Annotated in this window: 18 protein-coding genes and 1 riboswitch; of the genes, 8 read left to right on the forward strand and 10 right to left on the reverse strand. The window is 60.9% G+C overall.

Annotated elements, in window-relative coordinates; genetic code table 11:
• Nucleotides 1-196: 196 nt before the first annotated feature.
• Nucleotides 197-943 (forward strand): RsiV family protein, encoded by a 747-nt coding sequence (locus AC07W4_RS04385; protein WP_008048013.1) that lies wholly within the window; start codon nucleotides 197-199, stop codon nucleotides 941-943.
• On the opposite strand, the gene cytX is transcribed toward AC07W4_RS04385, so the two are convergent.
• Entirely contained in the window at nucleotides 912-2,204 is a 1,293-nt protein-coding gene (cytX, locus tag AC07W4_RS04390; RefSeq protein ID WP_495031641.1) for a putative hydroxymethylpyrimidine transporter CytX, read from the reverse strand. The two genes, AC07W4_RS04385 and cytX, sit on opposite strands and share 32 nt — an antisense overlap.
• Nucleotides 2,205-2,371: 167 nt before the next feature.
• Entirely contained in the window at nucleotides 2,372-4,261 is a 1,890-nt protein-coding gene (gene thiC, locus AC07W4_RS04395) for a phosphomethylpyrimidine synthase ThiC (protein ID WP_008048009.1), read from the reverse strand.
• A 165-nt stretch (nucleotides 4,262-4,426) separates the two neighbouring features.
• Nucleotides 4,427-4,532, reverse strand: a riboswitch (TPP riboswitch).
• A gap of 204 nt (nucleotides 4,533-4,736) precedes the next feature.
• Between thiC and AC07W4_RS04400 the strand changes: the two genes are divergently transcribed.
• A complete protein-coding gene (locus AC07W4_RS04400; protein ID WP_495031642.1) occupies nucleotides 4,737-6,176 on the forward strand; it encodes a TolC family outer membrane protein in 1,440 nt (479 codons plus the stop codon).
• A 118-nt stretch (nucleotides 6,177-6,294) separates the two neighbouring features.
• Here AC07W4_RS04400 and waaA read toward each other — a convergent pair whose 3' ends face one another.
• Both waaA and AC07W4_RS04410 read right to left on the reverse strand, forming a co-directional pair.
• Nucleotides 6,295-7,572 (reverse strand): lipid IV(A) 3-deoxy-D-manno-octulosonic acid transferase, encoded by a 1,278-nt coding sequence (waaA, locus tag AC07W4_RS04405; protein ID WP_495031643.1) that lies wholly within the window; start codon nucleotides 7,570-7,572, stop codon nucleotides 6,295-6,297.
• Between the two features lie 11 nt (nucleotides 7,573-7,583).
• Nucleotides 7,584-8,486, reverse strand: a complete 903-nt coding sequence (locus AC07W4_RS04410; protein ID WP_008048005.1) for a LysR family transcriptional regulator — start codon at nucleotides 8,484-8,486, stop codon at nucleotides 7,584-7,586.
• A gap of 103 nt (nucleotides 8,487-8,589) precedes the next feature.
• Between AC07W4_RS04410 and AC07W4_RS04415 the strand changes: the two genes are divergently transcribed.
• The 4 genes from AC07W4_RS04415 to AC07W4_RS04430 all read left to right on the forward strand — a co-directional run bounded on the left by AC07W4_RS04415 (nucleotide 8,590) and on the right by AC07W4_RS04430 (nucleotide 12,105).
• Complete coding sequence (locus tag AC07W4_RS04415) at nucleotides 8,590-8,922, forward strand: DMT family transporter (protein WP_008048004.1); 333 nt, start codon at nucleotides 8,590-8,592, stop codon at nucleotides 8,920-8,922.
• Nucleotides 8,923-9,119: 197 nt separating this feature from the next.
• A complete protein-coding gene (locus AC07W4_RS04420; RefSeq protein WP_495031644.1) occupies nucleotides 9,120-10,295 on the forward strand; it encodes an NAD(P)/FAD-dependent oxidoreductase in 1,176 nt (391 codons plus the stop codon).
• The gene (locus AC07W4_RS04425) at nucleotides 10,292-11,104 is read left to right on the forward strand and encodes an aldo/keto reductase (RefSeq protein ID WP_495031645.1); all 813 of its coding nucleotides are present in this window, start codon (nucleotides 10,292-10,294) and stop codon (nucleotides 11,102-11,104) included. Before AC07W4_RS04420 ends, AC07W4_RS04425 begins: the two co-directional genes overlap by 4 nt.
• A 32-nt stretch (nucleotides 11,105-11,136) precedes the next feature.
• The gene (locus AC07W4_RS04430) at nucleotides 11,137-12,105 is read left to right on the forward strand and encodes a metal ABC transporter ATPase (RefSeq protein ID WP_495031646.1); all 969 of its coding nucleotides are present in this window, start codon (nucleotides 11,137-11,139) and stop codon (nucleotides 12,103-12,105) included.
• Between the two features lie 109 nt (nucleotides 12,106-12,214).
• On the opposite strand, the gene hldE is transcribed toward AC07W4_RS04430, so the two are convergent.
• The 3 genes from hldE to msbA form a co-directional block, all read right to left on the reverse strand.
• Entirely contained in the window at nucleotides 12,215-13,636 is a 1,422-nt protein-coding gene (gene hldE, locus AC07W4_RS04435) for a bifunctional D-glycero-beta-D-manno-heptose-7-phosphate kinase/D-glycero-beta-D-manno-heptose 1-phosphate adenylyltransferase HldE (protein ID WP_032829477.1), read from the reverse strand.
• A gap of 144 nt (nucleotides 13,637-13,780) precedes the next feature.
• A complete protein-coding gene (locus AC07W4_RS04440) occupies nucleotides 13,781-14,485 on the reverse strand; it encodes a sulfotransferase family 2 domain-containing protein (RefSeq protein WP_495031647.1) in 705 nt (234 codons plus the stop codon).
• 184 nt (nucleotides 14,486-14,669) lie between these two features.
• Nucleotides 14,670-16,472: a lipid A export permease/ATP-binding protein MsbA gene (gene msbA / locus AC07W4_RS04445; RefSeq protein ID WP_495031648.1), complete on the reverse strand. Its 1,803-nt coding sequence runs from the start codon at nucleotides 16,470-16,472 to the stop codon at nucleotides 14,670-14,672.
• 154 nt (nucleotides 16,473-16,626) lie between these two features.
• Between msbA and AC07W4_RS04450 the strand changes: the two genes are divergently transcribed.
• Together AC07W4_RS04450 and AC07W4_RS04455 are read left to right on the forward strand one after the other, a co-directional pair.
• Nucleotides 16,627-18,489 carry an O-antigen ligase family protein gene (locus AC07W4_RS04450; RefSeq protein WP_495031649.1) on the forward strand — a complete coding sequence of 621 codons (1,863 nt, stop codon included), beginning with the start codon at nucleotides 16,627-16,629 and terminating at the stop codon, nucleotides 18,487-18,489.
• The gene (locus AC07W4_RS04455; protein ID WP_495031650.1) at nucleotides 18,489-19,712 is read left to right on the forward strand and encodes an acyltransferase family protein; all 1,224 of its coding nucleotides are present in this window, start codon (nucleotides 18,489-18,491) and stop codon (nucleotides 19,710-19,712) included. Before AC07W4_RS04450 ends, AC07W4_RS04455 begins: the two co-directional genes overlap by 1 nt.
• Before the next feature lie 69 nt (nucleotides 19,713-19,781).
• On the opposite strand, the gene AC07W4_RS04460 is transcribed toward AC07W4_RS04455, so the two are convergent.
• The 3 genes from AC07W4_RS04460 to AC07W4_RS04470 are packed head-to-tail and all read right to left on the reverse strand — an operon-like array spanning nucleotide 19,782 to nucleotide 23,256.
• Nucleotides 19,782-20,666 carry a glycosyltransferase gene (locus tag AC07W4_RS04460; RefSeq protein ID WP_495031651.1) on the reverse strand — a complete coding sequence of 295 codons (885 nt, stop codon included), beginning with the start codon at nucleotides 20,664-20,666 and terminating at the stop codon, nucleotides 19,782-19,784.
• Nucleotides 20,663-21,817 (reverse strand): glycosyltransferase family 4 protein, encoded by a 1,155-nt coding sequence (locus AC07W4_RS04465; RefSeq protein WP_056725537.1) that lies wholly within the window; start codon nucleotides 21,815-21,817, stop codon nucleotides 20,663-20,665. The genes AC07W4_RS04460 and AC07W4_RS04465 overlap by 4 nt, the downstream gene beginning before the upstream one ends.
• Nucleotides 21,814-23,256 (reverse strand): PIG-L deacetylase family protein, encoded by a 1,443-nt coding sequence (locus tag AC07W4_RS04470; protein WP_495031652.1) that lies wholly within the window; start codon nucleotides 23,254-23,256, stop codon nucleotides 21,814-21,816. The genes AC07W4_RS04465 and AC07W4_RS04470 overlap by 4 nt, the downstream gene beginning before the upstream one ends.
• Nucleotides 23,257-23,259 lie beyond the last annotated feature (3 nt).

The following is a 23,259-nucleotide window of genomic DNA, read 5'->3' on the forward strand; positions in this document are numbered from 1 at the left end:
CGAGGCTGCTTTTTCCCTGGGCCTCGACTTCGCGCCATCCTAACGCGCCCGTGACGTTTGATGCAGCCCCTTTCCCGTCAGCGGGATGGACGGTGAGGGCGAAACCCACTCTAATTAGCTTAGTGGCGAACTGACTGCTTTGTTGAGAGTCGAAGCCGGTAACTTTTTGCCTTCCCCTGTTTCAGAAAGGACGCTCATGTCGCTTTTCAAAATCGCCTCCGTGGCCGCTATCGCCCTGACCCTGGGCGCTTGCGCGAGCCTGTTCCAGCCCAATTACCGGACGCCGCTGGAAACCACCCGCGATGCCTCCGAGCAGCTCAAGCCCGGTTGCAGCAACCCGGATTGCCCGCTGGTCAACATCGATACCGTGCACTTCCCGGCCGAGCCTGCACTTGACGGCATCATCGAAAAACGCCTGCTGCAAATGACCCGTACCTCGCCCGACGCCCCGGTGGCCCCGACCCTGGCGGCCTATCGCGAAGAGTTTTTGCGCACCGCCGGCCCGCGCAACAGCAGCTATCTGCAAGCAAAGGTACGTGAGCAGCATGACGGCTTGGTGATCGTCGAATTGTCCAGTTACCTGGACACCGGCGGCGCCCATGGCACCCCCGGTCGAGGTTTCATCAACTATTCGCGCCAGCAGCATAAAGTGCTGACGCTGTCGGACATGTTGGTGCCCGGGCAGGAAGACGCGTTCTGGAAAGCCGCGCAGGTGGCACACAATAACTGGCTGATCAGCACCAAGCTCGATCAGGAACCGGAGTTCGTGAAGAGCTGGCCGTTCCAGAAAACCCGGAACGTGGCGCTGACCTACGGCGGGGTGATCCTCAAGTACGAAACCAGCACCATCGCGCCTTACGCGCTGGGTCATGTCGAATTGAAGATCCCCTACCCTCGCCTGAACGGCATCATCAAGCCCGAGCTGTTTCCCGGCCGTAACTGAAGGCCCGGCCCAGCACGAGCTGGAGCAACCCTGCCACTACCAATGCCGGCAGGGTTGCGCCGATATCCGGATACAGGTTGGCCAACAAGTGATAGGTGCTGACCCCGCCCAGCCAGGCGAGCAGCGCCGGCCAGCGCAGTGCAGTTGACGCCACCTGGGCGCTACGCTTGCGCAGGATGAAGTGGTCCACCAGCACCACGCCGAACAACGGCGCAAACACCGAACCGATCAGCAGCAGGAAATTCTGGTACTGGGCCAACGGCGCCAACAGGGCAATCAGTGTGCAGATGACGCCGATGGCCAGGGCCAGGTGCTCGACTTTGGCGCGTAACAGAATCCCGCTGGACACCGCCGCCGAGTGAATATCGGCAAAGGCGTTTTCCGATTCATCCAGAAGAATCAGCAACAGCGGAATCCCCAGGCCGGCACCAGCCAGCGCCAGCAGCAAGGCATTGACTTCACCGCTCGGCGCGAACGCCAGGGTGTAGGCCACGCCCAGGCTCATCAGCCAGAAATTACCGATGAAGAAACCGATGGCGGTGCCACCGAAGACGTTTTTCGCCCGCTTGCCGAAGCGCGAATAGTCGGCGATCAGTGGCAACCACGAGAGCGGCATGGCAATGGCGATGTCGAAACCCACGGCGAACGGCATCGAACCATCACCGGCCTGGGCCCACAACGCGGCCAGGTCAGCCTTGGCGAACAGGTTCCAGGTCAACCAGACGCATGCAGCCAGCAGCAACCAGATGCCCCATTTGCGCAAGATCTTGCGCACGAAAGTCAGCGGACCGCTGACGGCCAGCAAGGTCGCCAGTGCGCCGAAGAACAGCGTCCACAGCACCGGATTGGACAGCAGGCTGCCTTCGCTGAAGGCCTTTGCGCCCAACAGACTGGCGGCATCGCGCATGACGATGATTTCGAACGAACCCCAGCCGATCAATTGCAGCAGGTTCAGCACCGCCGGCAGGCTCGCGCCTTTGGCACCGAGGCTGAGCTTGAGTGCGGCCATCGACGACAGGCCGGTGTCACTGCCGATCACGCCGACCGCAGCCAGCAGCAGAACGCCAACCAGAGTGCCGAGAAAAATGGCCAGCAACGAACCGGACAGACCCAGGCCCGGAGCGAGCAATGCACCGGTCTGCAGGACCATCAGGCCGATGCCGAGGGAGAACCACAGGGAAAACAGATCGCGGCCGCCGAACACACGTTTGTCGCTCGGCACCGCGATATCGGGGGAGTAAGTGCTGGGTTGAATGCTCAAGGGTGTTATCTCAGAGGGACACATTTTGTTTTTGGGAGTTTCGGTGTCTGAACTGGCGCTTTCGCGAGCAAGCCCGCTCCCACATTGGTCCTGCGTACACAGGTCGAATGTGGGAGCGGGCTTGCTCGCGAAGACGGCAGCACAGGCGCCGTCAATCACAGGTCAGATCAAACTTTCTGGTACAACTGACTGCCTTCCTGCTTGAAGCGCTCGGCCTGTTCGGCCATGCCCTGGGCGACATCCACGTCGACCGCTTCGATCCGTTGGTTGGCCGCATACTCGCGGACTTCCTGGGTGATTTTCATCGAGCAGAATTTCGGCCCGCACATCGAGCAGAAATGCGCGACCTTGGCCGAATCCTTCGGCAGGGTTTCATCGTGATACGAACGCGCGGTGTCCGGATCGAGGCCCAGGTTGAACTGGTCTTCCCAACGGAATTCGAAACGCGCCTTGCTCAAGGCATTGTCGCGGATCTGTGCACCCGGATGCCCCTTCGCCAGATCGGCGGCGTGGGCCGCGATCTTGTAGGTGATGATCCCGGTCTTCACGTCATCCTTGTTCGGCAGGCCCAGGTGCTCTTTCGGCGTCACGTAGCAGAGCATGGCGCAGCCGAACCAGCCGATCATCGCCGCACCGATGCCGGAGGTGATGTGGTCGTAACCTGGTGCGATGTCGGTGGTCAGCGGGCCGAGGGTGTAGAACGGCGCCTCGTCGCAGCACTCCAGCTGCTTGTCCATGTTCTCTTTGATCAACTGCATCGGCACGTGGCCCGGGCCTTCGATCATGCACTGCACGTCGTGCTTCCAGGCAATCTTGGTCAACTCGCCGAGGGTTTCCAGTTCGCCGAACTGCGCTTCGTCGTTGGCGTCGGCAATCGAGCCCGGACGCAGGCCATCGCCCAGCGAGAAGCTGACGTCGTAGGCCTTCATGATTTCGCAGATGTCTTCGAAATGGGTGTAGAGGAAGTTCTCTTTGTGGTGCGCCAGGCACCACTTGGCCATGATCGAACCGCCACGGGAGACGATGCCGGTCACACGCTTGGCGGTCATCGGCACGTAGCGCAACAGCACGCCGGCGTGAATGGTGAAGTAGTCGACGCCCTGCTCGGCCTGCTCGATCAGCGTGTCGCGAAACAGCTCCCAGGTCAGGTCTTCGGCCACGCCGCCGACTTTTTCCAGGGCCTGGTAGATCGGCACCGTACCGATCGGCACCGGCGAGTTACGGATGATCCACTCGCGGGTTTCGTGGATGTGCTTGCCGGTGGACAGGTCCATGACCGTGTCCGAACCCCAGCGAATGCCCCAGGTCAGTTTCGCCACTTCTTCTTCGATGGACGAACCCAGCGCGCTGTTGCCGATGTTGCCGTTGATCTTCACCAGGAAGTTACGGCCGATGATCATCGGTTCCAGTTCGGTGTGGTTGATGTTGGCCGGAATGATCGCGCGGCCACGGGCGATTTCGTCACGCACGAATTCAGGGGTGATGATTTTCGGCACGCTGGCGCCAAAGCTGTGGCCGGCGTGTTGCTGGTCCAGCAGGCCGGCGGCGCGGGCCACTTCCAGCTTCATGTTTTCACGGATGGCAACGTATTCCATCTCGGCCGTGATGATGCCTTTGCGCGCGTAGTGCATCTGGCTGACGTTGGCACCCGGCTTGGCGCGGCGCGGGTTGTTCACGTGGGCGAAGCGCAGCTTGGTCAGCTCCGGATCGGCAAGGCGCTCCTGGCCGAAATTCGAGCTCAGGCCGCTCAGGCGCTCGGTGTCGCCACGGGATTCGATCCACGGCGAACGCACATCGGCCAGGCCTTTGCGCACATCGATGACGACATTGGGGTCGGTGTATGGGCCCGAGGTGTCATACACCACCACCGGTGCGTTGACCTCGCCGCCGAAGTCGGTCGGCGTCACGTCCAGGCTGATTTCGCGCATCGGCACGAGGATGTCCGGGCGAGTGCCCTGAACATGGATTTTCTGCGAGCGGGTAAACGGCTGAACCGATTGCTGATCGACCTTGGCCGAGTCACTCAGGTTGGTGGCGATTTTTGCTTTTGTAGTCATCACGGGTTCTCCAGACACACATCCAGGCAGTGGATTTTTGTCGGAGCGAACCTGTAAACGAATGGACGCACGGGCGCTGGGAAAACCAGCTGTGCTGTGCTCAGTGCTCGAGGGGTGTTCGATTGTCGAACAACATCCCGGACGAAGCACAAGAGGACTCGCCGGGTGACGAGAAATCTTGTTCCCTACGCAGGCGCTAACCTGATCAGGTTCAACGGGATCCGAAATTATTCGATCTCAGCCTCATAGCAAGGCACCCCGACAAGAACCCGGCCAGTCTAGACACAACGGGCAAAGAACGCCAACCCCACTGCAAATACCGTGATGAATGGCGTATTTACACGCAGTATCAGGATTGTTGCCGCCCCAATGCACATCTACACTCGCTACGCTGAGCCGGCATTGACGCTGTCAAAGCGGGGCCTTAGCCTTGGCGCTCAAATTACCTCTGTAATATCAATTCTAGGGATCGTCTATGCTGCGCAAACTCTCGCTGGCCCTTGCCGTGTCTTGTGCGTCCAACGGAATGGCCTGGGCAGCAGATGCGCCCTTATCGGCCAAGACGGACCTGGTCAGCGTTTATCAGGAAGCCGTCAACAACAACGCCGACCTGGCGGCTGCCATCGCCCAATACGGCGCGCAGAAGGAAGTCGTGCCCCAGGCCCGTGCCGGGCTGCTGCCGAACCTCTCGGGCGGCGCGAATATTTCCGAGGTGCGTACGGATCTCGATCAGCCGTCCGCCACGTCCAACCGCGACGCTCATTCCTACCAGGCCACTTTGGCGCAGCCGCTGTTCCGGGCTGATCGCTGGTTCCAGTTCCAGGCCGCCAAGGAAGTCAACGAACAGGCCGCCCTGCAACTCTCGGCGACCGAGCAAAACCTGATCCTGCAAACCGCTGACAGCTATTTCAACGTGCTGCGCAGCCAGGACAACCTGGCCTCGACCAAGGCCGAAGAAGCGGCGTTCAAACGCCAGCTCGATCAATCCAACGAGCGTTTCGATGTCGGCCTCTCGGACAAGACCGACGTATTGAACTCACAGGCCAGCTACGACACCGCTCGCGCCAACCGGATCGTTGCGCAGCGCCAGGTGGACGACGCCTTCGAAGCATTGATCACCCTGACCAACCGCCAGTACAACTCGATCTGGGGCATCAGCCATAACCTGCCGATCCTGCCGCCGGTACCGAACGACGCCAAGGCCTGGGTCGAAACCGCAGGCAGGCAGAACCTCAATCTGTTGGCCAGCAACTATGCCGTCAGCGCCGCCGAGCAGACACTCAAGCAACGCAAGTCCGGGCACTTGCCAACGGTTGACGCGATCGCCAAGTATGAGAAAGGCGACAACGACGCACTGGGCTTCAGCAACCCGAACAACCAGCCCCAGCCGTACGGTGGCAATGTCGAGCAAACGACCGTTGGCCTGCAACTGAACATCCCGATCTACAGCGGTGGCCTGATCAGCTCCCAGGTGCGTCAGTCCTATGCACAACTGGACCAGACCGAGCAGCAACGCGAATCCCTGCGTCGCAGCATCGTGGAAAACACCCGCGACCTGCACCGCGCGGTGAACACCGATGTCGAGCAGGTCCAGGCGCGCAAGCAATCGATCATCTCCAACCAGAGCGCGGTGGAAGCGACTGAAATCGGCTATCAGGTGGGCACGCGAAACATCGTCGACGTGCTGGATGCGCAACGCCAGCTCTACACCTCGGTGCGCGACTACAACAACACCCGCTACGACTACATCCTCGACAATCTGCGCTTGAAACAACAAGCCGGCACGTTGAATCCGGGGGATCTGCAAACCCTGGCGCGCTGGCTCAATCCGAACTACAACCCGGACAAGGATTTCCTGCCACCGGACCTGGCCAAGGCGGCAGAGGAGCAGTTGAAAGCGCGACCGGAGCAGTAAAAGCAAAAGCTTCGCGAGCAAGCCCGCTCCCACATTGGATCTTCTGCGAGCACAGGTTTTGTGTACGACAGTAGCCCAATGTGGGAGCGGGCTTGCTCGCGAATGAAGGCAGCGCGGTCTACCGCTCGATCAACCGCCCCAACCCATCCAGCAAGCGCTGCAATGCCCCCTGATTGGTGCGCATCACCTTCAAACCGGCCTCTGCCATGCGCTGCGCATCACGGGGCAGCTCGAACAGCCGCTGTACCGCCACCGCCAGCCCTTCGGCATCCTCCACTTCCTGCAACGCCCCGGCACTGCGCAACTGCGCGGCGATTTCGAGGAAGTTGAAAAGATGTGGCCCGCTTAATACCGGTTTAGCGAGGGCCGCCGGCTCCAGCAGGTTATGTCCGCCATTGGGCACCAGGCTGCCACCGACGAATGCACTGTCAGCCAGGGCGTAGAGAAACAGCAACTCGCCCATGGTGTCGCCCAGCAGCACTGAAACATTCGCGCTGACCGCATCGCCGCTGGAACGCCGGACCGTGGCAAAGCCTTGTTGCTGGCACAACCCGTACACCGAATTGAAGCGTTCCGGATGACGCGGTACCAGAATCAGCAGAGCATCGGGGTGACTGGCCAACAACTGACGATGAGCCGCCAGTACCACCTCGTCTTCGCCGTCATGGGTACTGGCCGCGATCCACACCGGTCGTTCCAGCGCCTGCCATTGCCCGCGCAGCTCAACAGCGCGTTTGAGCAGTTGCGGGTCGATGGTCAGGTCGAACTTGATCGAACCGGTCACTTCGACGGTATCCGTCCGTGCACCCAGGTCGCGCAAGCGCTGGGCCTCGGCTTCGGTCTGCACCGCGAACAGGCTCATCTCAGCCAGCATCGGCCGGGTCAGCCTGGGGAACCGGCCGTAACCCCTGGCCGAACGCTCGGACAGCCGCGCATTGGCCAGCGCCACGGGGATCCCGCGTTTGGCGCATTGATGGATATGGTTGGGCCACAGCTCTGTTTCCATGATCACCGCCAGTTTCGGCCGGACCCGATCGAGGAAACGCCGGGCAGCGCAAGGCAGGTCATAAGGCAGATAGCAGTGCTGGATGCGCGGCTCATTGGCGAACAGTGCATGGATGCGTTCCGAACCGGTCGGGGTCATGCAGGTCACGGTGATCGGCAGATCCGGATAACGCGCCAGCAAGGCACGAATCATCGGTGCCGCTGCAATGCTTTCGCCCACCGACACGGCGTGCACCCAGATGCCGCCCGGTTTCATCACCGGCATCCCGTAGGAGAAGCGCTCGCCGATGCGCCTGGCATACGCCGGCGCCTTGCGCGCGCGCAGCCAAAGCCGAATCGCCACCAATGGCAGCCCCAGATAAAACAGAGTGGTGTAGAGAGTTCTATTCATGGCGGCGGAGTTTATCGGCTTTTTTCGCCTATCGTCTGCAAGTGCACGGCAAAACGTTCGGCGAGCCAGCGCGCGGCCGGACCGAGCGGCTCATCCCGGCGCCACACCAGTTCCACCACCAGGGCCGGCGGGGTCCATTCGCTGACCAGTTCGACCATCTGATTCTGATAGGTCGGGTACTGCACCACGTGACGCGGCAACCAGGCCCAGCCCAGGCCACGCACCAGCCATTCGGCCATCACATAGAAGCTGTCGGCACGCCAGACTTGCGGGCTGGCCGGGTCACTGCCGGGATAAATGCTCGACTCCGTGGACATCAGCAACTGCCGATGCTGTGCCAGTTGTTGGTCGTCCACTGCGCCTTTGCGCGCCAATGGATGATCCTTGCCGCACACCGTGACCATTTCCACGCTGCCCAGCACCCGCCGCTCAAGTGCCTCAGGAATCTGATCGTGAAAAAACAGCAGACCCAGATCGGCGCGCCGCTCCACCAGCTTGCGCGCGACATCACCTTGGGCGGCGCTGGTCAGTTGCACTTCAAGACTGGGGAATTTTTCCGCCAGGGCTTCGAAGCTTTCGATGATCGGTTGATAAGGCATCGCCTCATCCTGTGCCACGCGCAGACGCGCTTCCTGCCCGCGCATCATCGCCAGCGCCCGGCCGTTGAGCCGTTCGCACTGGCGCAACACTTCCCGCGCTTCGTCCAGCAAAGCCGTACCAGCCTCAGTGAGTTTCGGCTGACGGCCGCTGCTGCGATCGAACAGGCTGACGCCCAGGTCTTCCTCCAGCAACGCTATCGAGCTGCTGACCGCCGACTGCGCCTTGCGCTGATCCCGCGCCACGGCAGAAAACGACCGCTGCTCCGCTACGCTGACAAACAACCGCAGCTGCTCCAGATTCCATTGCATGCTCATGGCTAAACCCATCTTCAAAACAGATAGGTAATGACTTTACCGCATCTGGCGAATCTCTAGAATGCCGACCTCAGAGAGCAACACTTCACACGAGGATTGACCCATGACCGCTTACTACTACCTGGCCATTGCCATCTGCGCCGAAGTGATTGCCACTGTTTCGATGAAAGCCGTCAAAGGCCTCAGCACTCCGCTGCCACTAGTGCTGGTCATCATTGGCTACGGCATTGCCTTCTGGATGCTGACCCTGGTGGTGCGCAGCGTTCCGGTGGGCGTGGCGTACGCCGTGTGGGCCGGCATGGGGATCGTGATGGTCAGCGTCGCGGCGCTGTTTATCTATGGGCAGAAGCTGGACGTGCCGGCGATGCTGGGGATGGCGTTGATCGTGCTGGGCGTCGTGGTCATCCAGCTGTTCTCCAAAACGGCCGGTCACTAAGCCCGAACTGAGGTCCATTGTGGGAGCGGGCTTGCTCGCGAAGGTGTCAGTTCAGTCAATATCAATGTTGAATGACACACCGCCTTCGCGAGCAAGTCGGAATGCCGCACCACCGCTCCCACAGGTTCTGCGATCACCTCTCCCCTGCACTTCGAGTCTGTATACTGCGCCCTCGTCTTGAACACAGAGGTCGCTGCATGCCATCCGTTATTTCCACCGACGTTCTGATTGTCGGCGCTGGTGTCGCCGGCCTCTGGCTGAATGCACGCCTGCGTCGCCAGGGTTTTTCGACCGTGCTGGTGGAAAGCGCCAGCCTCGGCGGCGGGCAGAGCGTGAAGTCCCAGGGCATCATCCACGGCGGCGCCAAATACGCGCTGCATGGCGCACTGACCGGTGCCTCGGAAGCCATCGCCGACATGCCGCGCCGCTGGCGTGAAGCCTTGGCCGGTGACGGCGAGCTGGACCTGTCCGGCGTGCGCCTGCTGTCCGAGGCCCATTACCTCTGGTCCCCCGGCACCCTGGCCGGCAACCTCACCAGTTTCTTTGCCAGCAAAGCCGTGCGCGGTCGCGTCGATCAGGTCAAGGGCGAGCAATTGCCGCCAGCCCTGCAGGACAAGCGCTTCAAGGGCAAGGTCTATCGCCTGGCGGAACTGGTGGTCGATGTGCCGAGCCTGATCCAGCGCCTGGCCGATCTGGCCGGAGATGGCTTGCTCGCCGGGCAGAAGATCGAGCCGCTGCTCGATGGCGGCGTGCTGGTCGGCCTGAAGGTGGACGAACGCGAGATCCGCGCCCAGCGCATCGTCCTGAGCGCCGGCGCCGGCACCGCGGCCTTGCTTGAAACCCTGGGCCTGAGCCAACCCGCCATGCAACGCCGCCCGCTGCACATGATCATCGCCAAGGGGCCAAGCCTCAAACCGCTGTACGCCCACTGCCTGGGTGGTGGTACCAAACCGCGCATCACCGTGACCACCCACCCGGCGGCGGATGGCCAATGGGTCTGGTACCTCGGCGGCGATATCGCGGAATCCGAAGGCGTGACCCGTGAGCCCGCCGAGCAAATCGCCACCGCACAGAAAGAACTCGGCCAGTTGCTGCCATGGATCGACCTGAGCACGGTGCAATGGGCCACCTTGCGCGTGGATCGCGCCGAACCCTTGCAATCAGGCCTGACCCGTCCCGACAACGCCTTTGTGGCCGAGGAAGGCCGACTGCTGGTGGGCTGGCCGACCAAACTCGCCCTGGCGCCGGACTTCGCCGACCGTGTGATCGCCAGCCTGACCCGCGACGGCATCCAGCCAAGCCACCCGGCCGCGCTGCCTGAACTGCCGAAGCCGCCGATGGGCGTACCGGCCTGGGAGCAACTGCTGCCATGAACCAGCCGACCCTGCACGACTTGCATCGCCCGCTGGGCAGCACCGGCCTGCTGGTTTCACCCCTGGGCCTGGGCACGGTAAAACTGGGCCGCGACCAAGGGGTGAAGTACCCCAACGGCTTCCAGATTCCCGATGACGACGAAGCACGCATGCTGCTCAAACTCGCCCGCGACATGGGCATCAACCTGATCGATACCGCCCCGGCCTACGGTCGCAGCGAAGAACGCCTCGGCCCGCTGCTGCGTGGTCAGCGTCAGGATTGGGTGATTGTCAGCAAGGTCGGCGAAGAGTTTGCCGACGGCCAGTCCCGTCACGATTTCAGCGCCGCGCACACACGTATGTCGGTGGAGCGCAGCCTGCAACGCCTGGAAACAGACTTCATCGACCTGGTGCTGGTGCACTCCGATGGCAACGACCTGGTGATCCTCAATGACTGCGAAGTCTACGACACCCTCGCCAAGCTCAAGGCCGAAGGCAAGATTCGCGGTTTCGGCTTTTCCGGCAAAACCGTCGACGGTGGCCTCAAAGCACTGGAGCAAGGCGATTGCGCGATGGTCACCTACAATCTGAACGAACAAAACGAGAAGGCCGTCATTGACTATGCTGCTGCACACGGCAAAGCCATTCTGGTCAAGAAAGCCCTCGCCAGTGGTCATGTTTGCCTGAGTCCGGGCGTGGATCCGGTGCGCGCCAGTTTCGAGTTGCTGTTTGAACATCCGGGTGTTGCCAGTGCTATTGTCGGGACCATCAATCCGCTGCACCTCGCCCACAATGTCGCGACCGTTGCCCAGGTCCTACGTAGCCACTGACGCCGCCCGCGCGGCCTTAAGCAGGAGCCGACATGTCGCGTACGCTCATCAGAAAGAACCCGAGCAACTTCAAGACCCTGCCGTTATTCGTCGAAGCGACCCCCGAAGGCCTGGCTTATCAGAGCGTCGGCAGGCCGCTGAATTTCTCCCAGACCCTGCAACGTCGTCGCCCGGTGACGGTTGGCGACAGCGAACGGTTTGCCCTGGAGCTGGCCAACCTCGGGGTTTCGGTGCGCCTGACCCTGCATTGGCAGAATCGCGACTATTGGGTGCTGGTGCGCCAACGCCGGCAGGACCGTGGCGATGTGGTGCTCAAGCTGATCTCGGGGTACGTGCCGGCCCATGAACTGAACCTGCCCTTGCACACGGCAATCCAGGAGATAGCCGAAGAATGCCTGCTCGAAACCCCGGAAGGCTGGCTCGGTGGGCGGTTCAACGACACCTGGCTGCCGGCGCCCTACTCGGCCGCCCTGCATTACCGTGAAGCCCTGCCGTTTCGCTTGTCGCCACTATCCGGTTCGGCGCGGCCGGTACGTTGCGCCAACCTGATGCTGATGGAGCGTCCGCGGGCTTACGTGCATTTGCCAACGGCCTCGCTGCAACTGATCTACGACTTGCGCCTGGACGTTCCCAAGGATGCCAAATCCCTGAGCCTGTTCCATGTCGACGAACGACTGGAAGGCGATCAACTCGTCGCCCGCCTCGACCGCAAGCGCCCCGATCTGTACTTGATGCCCTTGCAGGACGGCCACCCTATGGCTGAGTTGTACACCCTGAAAAAGGATCAGCTATACCCCGCCAGCACTCGCGGACTGTACCTGGCCGAGAGTTTTGCCCGGCAGGAAGGCTGGCTGGTTCGCGACGAGCGAATTCGCTGGAAGGACTGGGTGAGGCAGCAGGGTCTGACCCCGCCGGGGAAGGATTCGGGCCTGGCGCGGTTGGGCGGCAAGGCCAAATTGCTGCTGAAGAAAATCGTCCCGCGTAAAAAGGTAAGCTCTTAAACGCAAAAGATCGCAGTCTGCGTACTCCATGCAGGAGCTGCCGCAGGCTGCGATCTTTTGATTTTACGAGCCCCTGGCCACCTGAATAGATCGCAGGCTACGCCAGCGCCTACGACTTGCGGATCTTCTCGACAATCGCGGTAGTGGAGCTGTTTTCCACCAGCCCCAGCACTTTCACGGTACCGCCATAGGCCGTCACGATGTCCGCACCGACCACCTGGTCGATCCCGTAGTCGCCGCCCTTGACCAACACGTCCGGCTTGACCGCGCTCAGCAGGTTTTCCGGGGTGCCCTCCGAGAAACTGATCACCCAGTCCACCGCACCCAGGCCGGCCAATACGGCCATGCGCCGGTCGACACTGTTGATCGGACGGCCCGGCCCTTTCAGGCGGCTGACCGATGCATCGTCGTTGATCGCCACGATCAGTCGATCGCCCTGGGCCCGCGCCTGTTCCAGATAGGTCACGTGGCCGGCGTGCAGGATGTCGAAGCAACCGTTGGTGAACACGATCCGCTCGTTGTGCGCGCGGGCGTCATCGACCGCCAGCAACAGCTGCTCAAGACCCAGCACACCGCGCTCGGAACCTTCCTCTCGCTGAATCGCACGACGCAGTTCCGGCGCACTGATGGCCGCCGTACCGAGCTTGCCGACCACGATGCCCGCCGCCAGGTTGGCCAGGGCCACCGCATGGGGCAGTTCTTCGCCAGCGGCAATCGCGGCCGCCAGGGTGGAAATTACCGTATCGCCGGCACCGGTCACGTCGAACACTTCACGGGCCCGGGCCGGCAAGTGCAGCGCCGGATGATCCGGGCGCAGCAAGGTCATGCCGTGCTCACCACGGGTCACCAGCAAGGCACCGAGGTCCAGGTCGTGCATCAACTGCGCGCCCTTGCTTACCAATTCGTGCTCGTCGGCGCAACCACCGACGATGGTTTCGAATTCGTTGAGGTTTGGCGTGATCAGGCTCGCACCGCGGTAGATCGAGAAATCCTTGCCCTTGGGATCGGCCAGCACCGGAATGCCACGGGCACGGGCGGCCTGGATCAGCGCCTGATGGTTTTTCAGCGCGCCTTTGCCGTAGTCGGACAGCACCAGCACCTTGATACCTTCGAGCAACTCATCGACCTGCGCGACCAGCGCCAGCGCGTCGGTGGCGAAGGGTTCTTCGAAGTCGATGCGCAGCAGCTGCTGGTGACGGCTCATGACCCGCAGCTTGACGATGGTCGGCTGGTGCGCAATGCGCTGGAAGATGGCACGTACGCCAGCGCCCTTGAGGCTGTTGACCAGGCTGTTGGCGGCTTCATCGTCGCCGGTGACACCGACCAGCGAGGCCGGAGCCCCCAGGGCGGCAATGTTCAAGGCAACGTTGGCAGCACCGCCCGGGCGGTCTTCGATGTGATCGACCTTGACCACCGGCACCGGTGCCTCAGGAGAAATCCGTGAGGTACCACCATGCCAGTAACGGTCGAGCATGACATCGCCGACTACCAAGACAGGGGCTTGATCGAATCGCGGCATGGACAACTTCATGGTGAAACCCACATACAGAATGAACAGGGGCGCGATATTAACACAGGGTTGGTGTCGGCTTGTGCGGTGGCTGCAACCGGATGATTCGCCGGGGTTTATTGCTCATTTTTTGAGCAACAAACCGGGAGAGAATACGCTTCGACTTCATTCATACCCAAGCATCTCGTAATCCCGCTGATAGACCCGCCGCACCAGCCTGCGGGTACGTACCGTGCAGAACTCGCGCGCCAGCATCGGCCGCCGCTGCTGCGACCGGTTCACGTGGGGCAATTCCACCGGATAGCCCAATTGCTCGCAAACCAGCCTGAAATCCCGCTCCAGGTGTTCCTGGTAGCCAACGAAGTCCAGCGCCAGATGGCCCATTGAATCCGTCAGGAAATCCGTTTGCGCGGCGAAGTGCAACTGTCGCTGGATCGTCTGCGGGTGCAACCAGCGGCCGACGAAATCATCAAAGTCACGGTAGTGGTTGACCAGTTTCTGCGCCGCGTGATCCCGTTTACCCAAGGCGTTGCCCCGCAGGAATGCGTAGGCCGAGTAGGCCCTTTCCAGGGGATCGCGGACGAACGCGAACTTGAAACTGGCGGCAAACTGCTCGGGAAATTGCTGCTCGTACCAGTACAACGGCAAGTGGCCCGGGCTCCAGTCGTCAAACATGGCTGCACAGACACTGCTGCCGGCACATTTGGGGACGTGGATGAACAGACAGGAACGCTGCTCGAAGGGCTCGGGGAAACTGACGTTGGCCGACATCGACTTGTTCACCACTTGACGGTCCACGACCGACAGGCGCCCCAGCAGAAAAGCCCGTTGCGACTTGGGCAACAGCTTCCAGAGATAACGTTGCAACATCCAGACACCCGCGGGAAAGGGATGGCCCTCTCCATTCAAGTCAAAGTTCGTTCAGGAACCTTAACAAGCAAGTTGCCGAGATTTATTCCGGTTTGGTCAAGAAGCGTAAAGGACTGGATACAAATCACCGGGCGCGTTGCGCGCCCGGTGTGCGAAAGGGCGAGCCACGCTCGCCCTTTCGGGGTCAGGCGATGTCTTCGGCCGGGGCGTCGAGGCCCATCGCGTTGAGGCGCGAGTAGTAGCCGTTTTGCGCCAGCAGTTGTTCATGGGTGCCGCGCTCGACGATTTTCCCCTGATCCATGACCAGGATCAGGTCGGCCTTCTCGATGGTCGACAGGCGGTGAGCGATCACCAGCGTGGTGCGACCTTTCATGACCTGATCCAGGGCTGCCTGGATATGCCGCTCGGATTCGGTATCGAGTGCCGAAGTCGCCTCATCGAGAATCAGCAGCGGAGCATTCTTCAACAGTGCCCGGGCAATCGCCAGGCGCTGGCGCTGGCCACCGGAAAGCAGCACGCCGTTTTCCCCGACCTGGGTGTCCAGGCCTTCTGGCAATTGAGCAATGAAGTCCATCGCGTAGGCATCCTTGGCCGCTTTTTCGATGTCTTCACGGGGGGCGCCAGCCAGGTCGCCATAGGCAATGTTGTTGGCCACAGTGTCGCTGAACAGGGTCACATGCTGAGTCACCTGGGCGATATGCCGACGCAGGTTCAACAGCTTGTACTGCTCCACTTCGACGCCATCGATGAGGATTTCGCCCTTGTCGTGGTGATAGAAACGCGGAATCAGGTTGGCCAGGGTCGACTTGCCGCTGCCCGAACGTCCCACCAGCGCCACCATTTGCCCGGGCTCGACCGAGAAACTGATGTCATTGAGCACCTGACGCTCGGTGTCGGGGTAGGTGAAGCTGAGGTTGCGCACATCCAGCCGACCGCTGACGGTATCGCGCTCGACGGTGCCGGAATCGACTTCAGGCTCGACATCCAGTTGCTCGAAGATACTTTCGGCACCGGCCACGCCCTTCTGGATGGTCGAGCTGACTTCGGACAGCTGGCGAATCGGCTTGGGCAACAGGCCGGCCAGCGTGATGTAGGCCACCATGTCGCCAGCGGACGCATCGCCACGCAGGAACAGCACCAGGAACATCAGTACGGCCATGGCGGTGTAGATCACCAGTTGCAGCAGCGGCGTGTAGATGGCGCCGGTGCGGGTCATGCGCAGTTGCTTGTCGGTATTACCCTGGCTGGCGTCGAAGAAGCGTTTCTCTTCGTATTTTTCACCGCCGAAGCTGCGCACAACGCGATAGCCCTGGATCGTTTCGGACGCCACATGCGTCACGTCCCCCATGGCCAGCTGGATTTTCTTGCTCTGCTTGCGGAATTTCTTGCTGGCCGTGCGCACCATGAGGGCGATCAGCGGCAGGATGGCGACCATGACCAGCGTCAGGCGCCAGTTCATGTACAACAGCGAGGCAAACAGGAAGATCACCGTCATGCCTTCACGGATTACGACCTTGATCGCATCTGTTGCCGCCCCCGTGACCATGGTCACGTTGAAGGTGATACGTGAAATCAGGTGTCCCGAGTTATGCTTGTCGAAATACCGGTTTGGCAAAACCAGCAGGTTGTTGAACAACTGGACCCGCAAGTCATGGACCAGACCCAGGGAAACCTTGGCCAGGAAGTAGTTGCCCAGGTACGACCCCAACCCCTGCCACGCGGCGATCAGGATGATCAACAATGGCACCGCCTGCAGCAGTTGCAGATCCCGCAGGTAGGGCACGGTTGGAAACAGCACTGCTTCAGGGTTGGATAGACCGTCGACGAAGTACTTGAGTATGTAGCCCAGCATTGGCTGCGTCGAAGCGAAAATCAGGAAACCGACGATGCTGATCAGAAACAGACTGATATACGGCCGGACATAGCCGAGCAGACGGAAGTAGATTTTCAAGCTTGATGGGCTTGCGCAGAGACTGGAGTCGGTCATATCACGCGAATGTCGATGAAAAGGACGCTGACTTTACCACAGCTTCCCCAGGGTTCTGGCAATCGCATAAAGTCTGTGTATTGTGGCGCGTCAAATAGCTACCAGTTGTCCCTGCCTTGGTATGGTCGCTCAATTCAGGAATAAGTTACCCAGCATGCAATTAAACGCTTTGAACAGCACATCCAACAGAATCTTCGATTTCATTTGCTTGTGGATCCTTCCGCTCGGTTATTTATTACTGCTTTGTGCGCTGTTTTTCCTGCCGGGGCGCAGTGTGCATCACAAACTTTACTACGGTCTGTTCAGCATTCCCGCACTGATCGCACTGTGCCTGCGTCCACGGATCGGCAAAGAGCTGCTGCAAGAACCGATCGTCATTGCAGCCCTGCTGTTTGTGGCGTGGGCACTGTTGAGCTTGTGGTGGGGGCCGGGCGACGACATCGACTTTGGTCAGTTCAAACCGCCATTGCATACCCTGTTGCTGTTCGTTGGCTGCTACCTGCTGGTGCGCTTTCGCAGTGAAATCATCCAGCCCCTGCTGTTCTGCGCCGCAATGGTGGCGCTGGTCCTCTCTGTCTACAACCTGTACTGGTTCGACCTGGTGTATCAACCGGAAATGCGTCTGATCGGCCTGGGTGCTTTCGACAATCCGTTGCTCAGTTCCCACGTTTTCGGTTTTTTCTGTACCTACTGGCTGAGCCTGAGCATGACCTGCAAGCGACGCCAGATACTTTGGCTGAGCGTACCGGCGATGGCGATCATGTTCGCCACAGTGCTGGCCACTGGGTCCAGGACGCCACTGGTTGCACTGACACTGGCTGCGCTTTGGCTGTGTTTCATCTGCTGGAATCGACGCTCGGCCTTCATGCTTGGCACCATATTTTTCGCCGGTTCCGCAACTTTCGCGTTATTTGCCGACAAGATCATCGAAAGAGGCAGCTCCTTCCGCATCGAACTCTGGCAATTGACCCTGGGCAAGATCGCGGAGCACCCGTGGATCGGACATGGTTACAACGCCAGGCTGACCCTGGACCCCGGCGTCGGTTACAGCCTTCAGGAACCCCATAGCTTCGCCTTGGGCGTGCTCTACTACGTCGGCATTATCGGCCTGCTGCCATGGTTGTTCTTTCTCGTATGGGGCTTCATCAGCAGCCGACGCCATCGCGTGCAACCGCTGTTCATCATTGCCTCAGCCTGGCTGGCCTTCGGTATCGGTGCAGGCCTGACCGAAGGTGGCGGGATCATCTCCCGCCCCAAGGAGCACTGGTTCCTGCTGTGGATCCCCTTGGCGCTGATTGCCGCATTGAGCATCAATCAACGGGCCCGGCGCCTGCTGGACATGCCGATCAAGACCGCGACGCCAAGCGCCCTGCAACAGCTGACAGCCGATGCCCGAGTCATCGAAGAGGATGGTCTTGGCCCCAAGGTCCTGCGCCTGACCGATGGCAGCTTTCTTAAGCTGTTCCGGCGCCGCCGCTGGTATACCTCGGGCAGTTTCACGCCCTACTCCGATCGCTTTGCCGTCAATAGCGTGCAACTGCGTAGCCTGGGCATCCCGACGCCGCACATCCTCGACCTTTACCGGTTCGAAGACGGCAGCACCGCTGTGCATTACTCCCCGTTGCCGGGCAACACGCTGCGCCAGATCCTGCAAGGCATCACCGCCCCGGCGGTGCGCCAGGCACTGGTGGAGCGTTTCGGCAAATTCATGGCTCAACTGCACCAGCAAGGGGTCTACTTCCGCTCCCTGCACCTGGGCAATGTGCTGGTGCTGGAGGACGGCGAGTTCGGCCTGATCGATCTGGCCGACCTGCGAATTTACCCTTCATCGTTGAGCCCTTCCCTGCGTCGGCGTAATCTGCGCCACATGCAGCGGTACGCATCGGATCGCCACTGGCTGTTCGAGGATCACTTCGAAGCACTGCTGCAGGGATACGCCGCGGCGGCTTCGAAAGCCGACGTGGATCATTTGCACAGGCACGTGCTGGCCGGGAGTCCTCCGGCCCAGGTTCACTGATGATAGAAACCAGCCCGCTTATCGCGATGACGGCCTACCTGCTCGCCATCGCGACCGCTGCGCTACTGTTGCGCAGCGTGCCGAGATTCACCCGACAGCTGGAGCATTCGGGCGAAAGCCGCTTTGCCGGCATCGACGGCTTGCGCGGGTACCTGGCCTTCGGCGTGTTCGTGCACCACTCGATCATTACCTGGATCTTTCTGCAAACCGGCGTGATCGATTTTCCGCCGAGCAACTTTTACTCGCAGCTCGGCCAGGGCAGCGTCGCCCTCTTTTTCATGATCACCAGCTTTCTGTTCTGGGACCGCTTGCTCACCCACGGGCGGCAACACGACTGGCTGGCATTTGCGGTATCGCGGCTGTTTCGCCTCTATCCGCTCTACCTGCCGCTGATGTTGACCGTATTTGTCTGTGTGTTCTATTTGCAGGACTGGGAACTCAAAGACTCCGGCGCCCAGGTCATCGGCCAGGCTCTGGCCTGGCTGACCTTCGACCGGCCAGACGTCAACCAGTACCACCAGACCGGCATGCTGATCTCCAACGTCACCTGGACGCTGGGGTACGAGGTGTTTTTCTACCTGGCCCTGCCACTGGCCGCCATGGTGTTCATATATCGCGCGGGCTGGATGCAGACGGTGCTGTGCCTGATCGGCATCTACACCCTGTACCAGGTGGTCGGCTGGGAACACTCGCTGAAGAAGCACTTCCTGGCCAGCTTCCTCGGCGGCATCGCTGCGGCGTACTGGATTCGCCGTCCACAGTTCGTCGCCTGGAGCCTGTCTCCGCTGGCAGGCATCATCGCCCTGCTCGCCTTGGCGATCGCCTTTACGGCGTTCAACCGGGCATTCAACCCGGGAGCGCTGCTGCTGCTTTCACTGTTCTTTGTGATCGTGGCGTCCGGCAACACCCTGTTCGGTGCCCTGAGACCACGCAGCATCCGCTGGCTGGGGGAAATCAGCTACAGCACGTATTTGCTGCACGGTTTCGTGCTCTGGGTACTGGTGCAGCGACTGCCGCCGATATTGCACCTGGACGCCCGGCAAGCCTGGGTCTTCCTGCCGTTGCTGGCCGTGTGCAGTTGCCTGCTGATCATCATCAGCAGCCTGACTTACCTGTACATCGAAAAGCCCGGTATCAATGCCGGCAAGAAAACCCTGCACTGGTTGCGCCAGAACAGGAAGCCGAGCAAAGAACTTCCGGAGGAGGCGGCTCAACAACGTTGAGCAATCACCAGGGCATGTCGCCGAGGACAATGCCCCGCCTTTTATCCCCCCCTTGATCCAGCCTTTGGCTCAGCCTTTCTCCAGCCGTGAGAAGAACATACGGCCCAACCCACGCCAGGTTTTCTTGTTCCAGGCCTTGAGCGGAATCTGCGCCAGCAACTCCCGCGCCAGCTTGCGATCACGGTTGGCGGTCTTGAGGAACATGGAATTGAGAAACTTGTAGCGCACCTCGTCATACAGCGGGTGATCGCTGAAGAGCGCGTAGGTGCGCAGGATGCTGTCGATCATGAAGCGGTGGTTCTTGTAGGAATTGGTGGAGTGCTTGCGATAGCGCGCCATCAACATATTCAGACCATCGATGAAGTAACCGGCGTGGGTCACCTTCAACTCGATCAGCAAGTCTTCCAGGCGAATGGTCGGGTCGAAACCGCCCACCTTGTCCAGCGCTTCGCGGCGGATCATCAGGGTGGGTGCCGGAGGGTAGGGCTTGCGCTCCAGGAACATGTCATCGAAGTCCAGACGACGGAACGGCACATCCCGGCGCTGGCGCTTCTCTGGGTAGAGATTGCCGTCGGCATCGATCAGTTCGATGTTACCGGCGCAAATGCCGACCTCGGGCTTGCCGTCCATATGCGCGACCTGGGCGGCGATTCGCTCCGGCAGCATGATGTCATCCGAACCGAACGGCACGATCAGGCTGCCCTTGGCCCGGGCAATCGCACCGTTGAGGGTGTTGGTCAGCCCCTGGTTTTCCTGGACCCGGAAGTCGAAACCATGGATGGCCTGCAACGCCTTGATCCGCTCAACGCTGTCATCCTTCGAGCCATCGTCGATCACCAGCAACTCGATGTTCCGATAGGTCTGGTTGAGGACGCTGAGAATGCTTTCCTCGATGTAAGGAGCGTGATTGTACGACGCGATAATGACCGTGACGATGGGCTGCGCGTCGTTCATGGCTGTTCCTTGCGGGCCTGTTCCAGGCCGGAGTCGATCAGGTTGAGGTATTCGCGACGGAACTCCTCGATGTCATGGTGTTGTTGCAGATAACGGAAGGCCTGCTCGCCCTTGGCCTTGAGCTCGTCATCCGAAAGGCCAAGGTAAGTGTCCAGCGCCGCCTGCAGCGTCGGTACATCCTTCGGCGTAATCGCCAGGCCACCGGCGCCCTCGATGAGCGGCAGCATGGCCGGCACGTTCGAGGCAATCACCGGCAAATGTCCGCTCATGCCTTCAAGCAGCGCCAACCCGAGGCCTTCGGCCAAAGAAGGCATGGTCCAGATATCGAAAGCGCGAATGTACTGCAGGGCAATTTCCTTGAACCCCAGTAAATGGGCGCGACCGCTGAGGCCGAGGCGGTCGATTTCCGCCGCCAGGCGCGACTCTTCGCGGCCGGCACCAATGATCGCCAGCTGGGTATTGGGGTATTTGTCCTTGAGCGCGGCAAAGGCCTGCAGCAAATAGACATGGCCCTTGACCGGCACCAGTCGCCCCAACGCACCGATCAGCCGCACCGACGGATCGATGCCCAGCATTTCACGGGCCTTTTCACGGCTGTGTTGCAGGCCTTCGGCTTGCTCGATGTCGATGGCATTAGTGATGGCGTAGGTGTTCTGGTCGGTGAAGCCGCAGTCACAGTCCAGCAGATACTGCTTCACCGCTGGCGACACACCGACGAAACGCCAGTGACGATCGATCAGGCGCTGAGTCTGGCGGCGCCGGTAAAAACGGTCGTACTCGCCAAAGCCGTGGGAAATGCCGATGCACAATGGCACCTTCAACCAGCGGTTGAGCGCCAGCATCATGTTCACCGGCTTGAAGCGGTTGCAGATCACCACATCGAATTTTTCCCGACGGCAGAACTTGTACAGCTGCCACATGGCCCGCAGGCGCATTCCCTTGAGGGACTTGTCGGAAAACTCGAAGTACACCGAACGGTCGGCCCGGCTCACCGCTTCGCCCGGCCCGGGCTTGCCGCGCAGAAAAGCAGCGGTCACCTCATAGCGATCACTGGGCAGGGCCTTGACGATTTGCTCCGCGAGGTCGGCGAAATCATGGGCTTTGACGTTGTAGTCAGGCTGCAGTTGCAGGACCTTTGACCGCTGACTCATAACTCTCCCCGCTGAGAAACATTGCCTGGTGTGTGCTTGATAGACCACAAAAGCTCGTGGCGCCGGACTGCCTTGCGAAAGAATTCGTTCTCGCCATAGGTGGGCGGCAACCGGCCGGCCAACAAGCGTTGTATCAACCGGCGCAAGCGACGCTTGAACGGCATCGCCGGTTGCAGGTCGTGCATCATGCCCAACGCCATGGCCTTGTCTCTCTGTTGCTCCAGCGGCAAGGGCAGGCAATAAGGCTGCATCGGTTGGGCCGGATCGAAGGCAGGCGGCAAGGCGATGCCATCACCGGTATCGCCCATCGGCCAGCGGTCGTTGTCGTGCAGGTGGTTGGCATAGCCCAAGAGCGTGGTCGGCTGCCAGTCCAGGCCTTGCAAGGCTTCGAGGACTGCCGCCTGGGCGCAGATATGATCGGGATGCGGATCCAGGGCCGGATGCGGCAGGACGATGACTTCGGGCCGGGCCCGCAGCAGCAACTCTCGCAGATCCGCCAGCAGATTGTTCCAGGTCGGCGCGCCATCGGCATCGCCCGGCAGCGTGAAAGGATTCAACTGACGGAACAGCCGGATGTCGCTCAAGTCCGCTTCCCGCGACCCCGCCGCCACCGCAGGCGTGGCCTGCATGCTCGCCAGCTGCAGGCAGAAATAACCCAGCTGTACGCAGCGGGACTCGGGCACACCGGCCCAACGTGGCACGGCGATGCTGTCCCAGGTGCGCAGGCGCCCTTTCAAGCGGGCCGCATCGACCTTGTTCAAGCCCATCTGCTGATAATGTTCGGCTTCGATTTCACCCGCCGTCAGCGTGACGATCCAGGTTTCGTCGGCCTGGCTGTACAAACCGTAGGCCGCCAGCTCGGCGTCATCGGCGTGGGGCGCGATGACCATGACCCGCTGACGTCGGAAATCCGGATGTTCCAGCGCCCACAGCACAGGCTCACCGAACACACGACAGAAACGCCCGCGCAAGCGCAGGTCACCACGGGACAGCGCCTGAGCCTGACCACTGAGATTGAGGTAACGCAGGCCGTTCACGCCCCGTTCGAAGGTTTGTCGGTCAGGGTTTTCGCCCCCCGCCAACTCGACCACCGGATCGAGAAAACGACCCAGCCAGGTGCTTTTCACCCGCAGGGCCAGCACCAGCGTCGCATCGTCGACCAGCATCACGCCCTCGTCCAGCCGCAAATGTTCACCGTTCAGGTGCACCTTGGGCTGGGGCGTGTAGGGGGGAAAGCTGTACTGGTAATCGTCTTTCGGTGAGTAGAACAGATGGTCGGCAAACCAGGCTTCGTGGGCAACCCAGCCCAGAACCGCGAGCACCAGCGGTAACCACCAGGCCACCACTACACCCATGAGGATCAACAGCACCAGCGCAATCAGCAGGCCGATACGTTTATTGCGCCGATGGCGCTTGAGCAGTTGCTGTTTGCGGCTCATGGC

This window comes from Pseudomonas sp. GW821-FHT02A08, from assembly GCF_059422045.1.

Excerpts from the sequence above, each read along its gene's own strand:
- AC07W4_RS04385 (WP_008048013.1), top strand. The coding sequence starts at position 197 with ATGTCGCTTTTCAAAATCGCCTCCGTGGCCGCTATCGCCCTGACCCTG.
- thiC (WP_008048009.1), bottom strand. The coding sequence starts at position 4,261 with ATGACTACAAAAGCAAAAATCGCCACCAACCTGAGTGACTCGGCCAAG.
- AC07W4_RS04400 (WP_495031642.1), top strand. The coding sequence starts at position 4,737 with ATGCTGCGCAAACTCTCGCTGGCCCTTGCCGTGTCTTGTGCGTCCAAC.
- waaA (WP_495031643.1), bottom strand. The coding sequence starts at position 7,572 with ATGAATAGAACTCTCTACACCACTCTGTTTTATCTGGGGCTGCCATTG.
- AC07W4_RS04410 (WP_008048005.1), bottom strand. The coding sequence starts at position 8,486 with ATGAGCATGCAATGGAATCTGGAGCAGCTGCGGTTGTTTGTCAGCGTA.
- AC07W4_RS04415 (WP_008048004.1), top strand. The coding sequence starts at position 8,590 with ATGACCGCTTACTACTACCTGGCCATTGCCATCTGCGCCGAAGTGATT.
- AC07W4_RS04420 (WP_495031644.1), top strand. The coding sequence starts at position 9,120 with ATGCCATCCGTTATTTCCACCGACGTTCTGATTGTCGGCGCTGGTGTC.
- AC07W4_RS04425 (WP_495031645.1), top strand. The coding sequence starts at position 10,292 with ATGAACCAGCCGACCCTGCACGACTTGCATCGCCCGCTGGGCAGCACC.
- AC07W4_RS04430 (WP_495031646.1), top strand. The coding sequence starts at position 11,137 with ATGTCGCGTACGCTCATCAGAAAGAACCCGAGCAACTTCAAGACCCTG.
- hldE (WP_032829477.1), bottom strand. The coding sequence starts at position 13,636 with ATGAAGTTGTCCATGCCGCGATTCGATCAAGCCCCTGTCTTGGTAGTC.
- AC07W4_RS04440 (WP_495031647.1), bottom strand. The coding sequence starts at position 14,485 with ATGTTGCAACGTTATCTCTGGAAGCTGTTGCCCAAGTCGCAACGGGCT.
- msbA (WP_495031648.1), bottom strand. The coding sequence starts at position 16,472 with ATGACCGACTCCAGTCTCTGCGCAAGCCCATCAAGCTTGAAAATCTAC.
- AC07W4_RS04450 (WP_495031649.1), top strand. The coding sequence starts at position 16,627 with ATGCAATTAAACGCTTTGAACAGCACATCCAACAGAATCTTCGATTTC.
- AC07W4_RS04455 (WP_495031650.1), top strand. The coding sequence starts at position 18,489 with ATGATAGAAACCAGCCCGCTTATCGCGATGACGGCCTACCTGCTCGCC.
- AC07W4_RS04460 (WP_495031651.1), bottom strand. The coding sequence starts at position 20,666 with ATGAACGACGCGCAGCCCATCGTCACGGTCATTATCGCGTCGTACAAT.
- AC07W4_RS04465 (WP_056725537.1), bottom strand. The coding sequence starts at position 21,817 with ATGAGTCAGCGGTCAAAGGTCCTGCAACTGCAGCCTGACTACAACGTC.
- AC07W4_RS04470 (WP_495031652.1), bottom strand. The coding sequence starts at position 23,256 with ATGAGCCGCAAACAGCAACTGCTCAAGCGCCATCGGCGCAATAAACGT.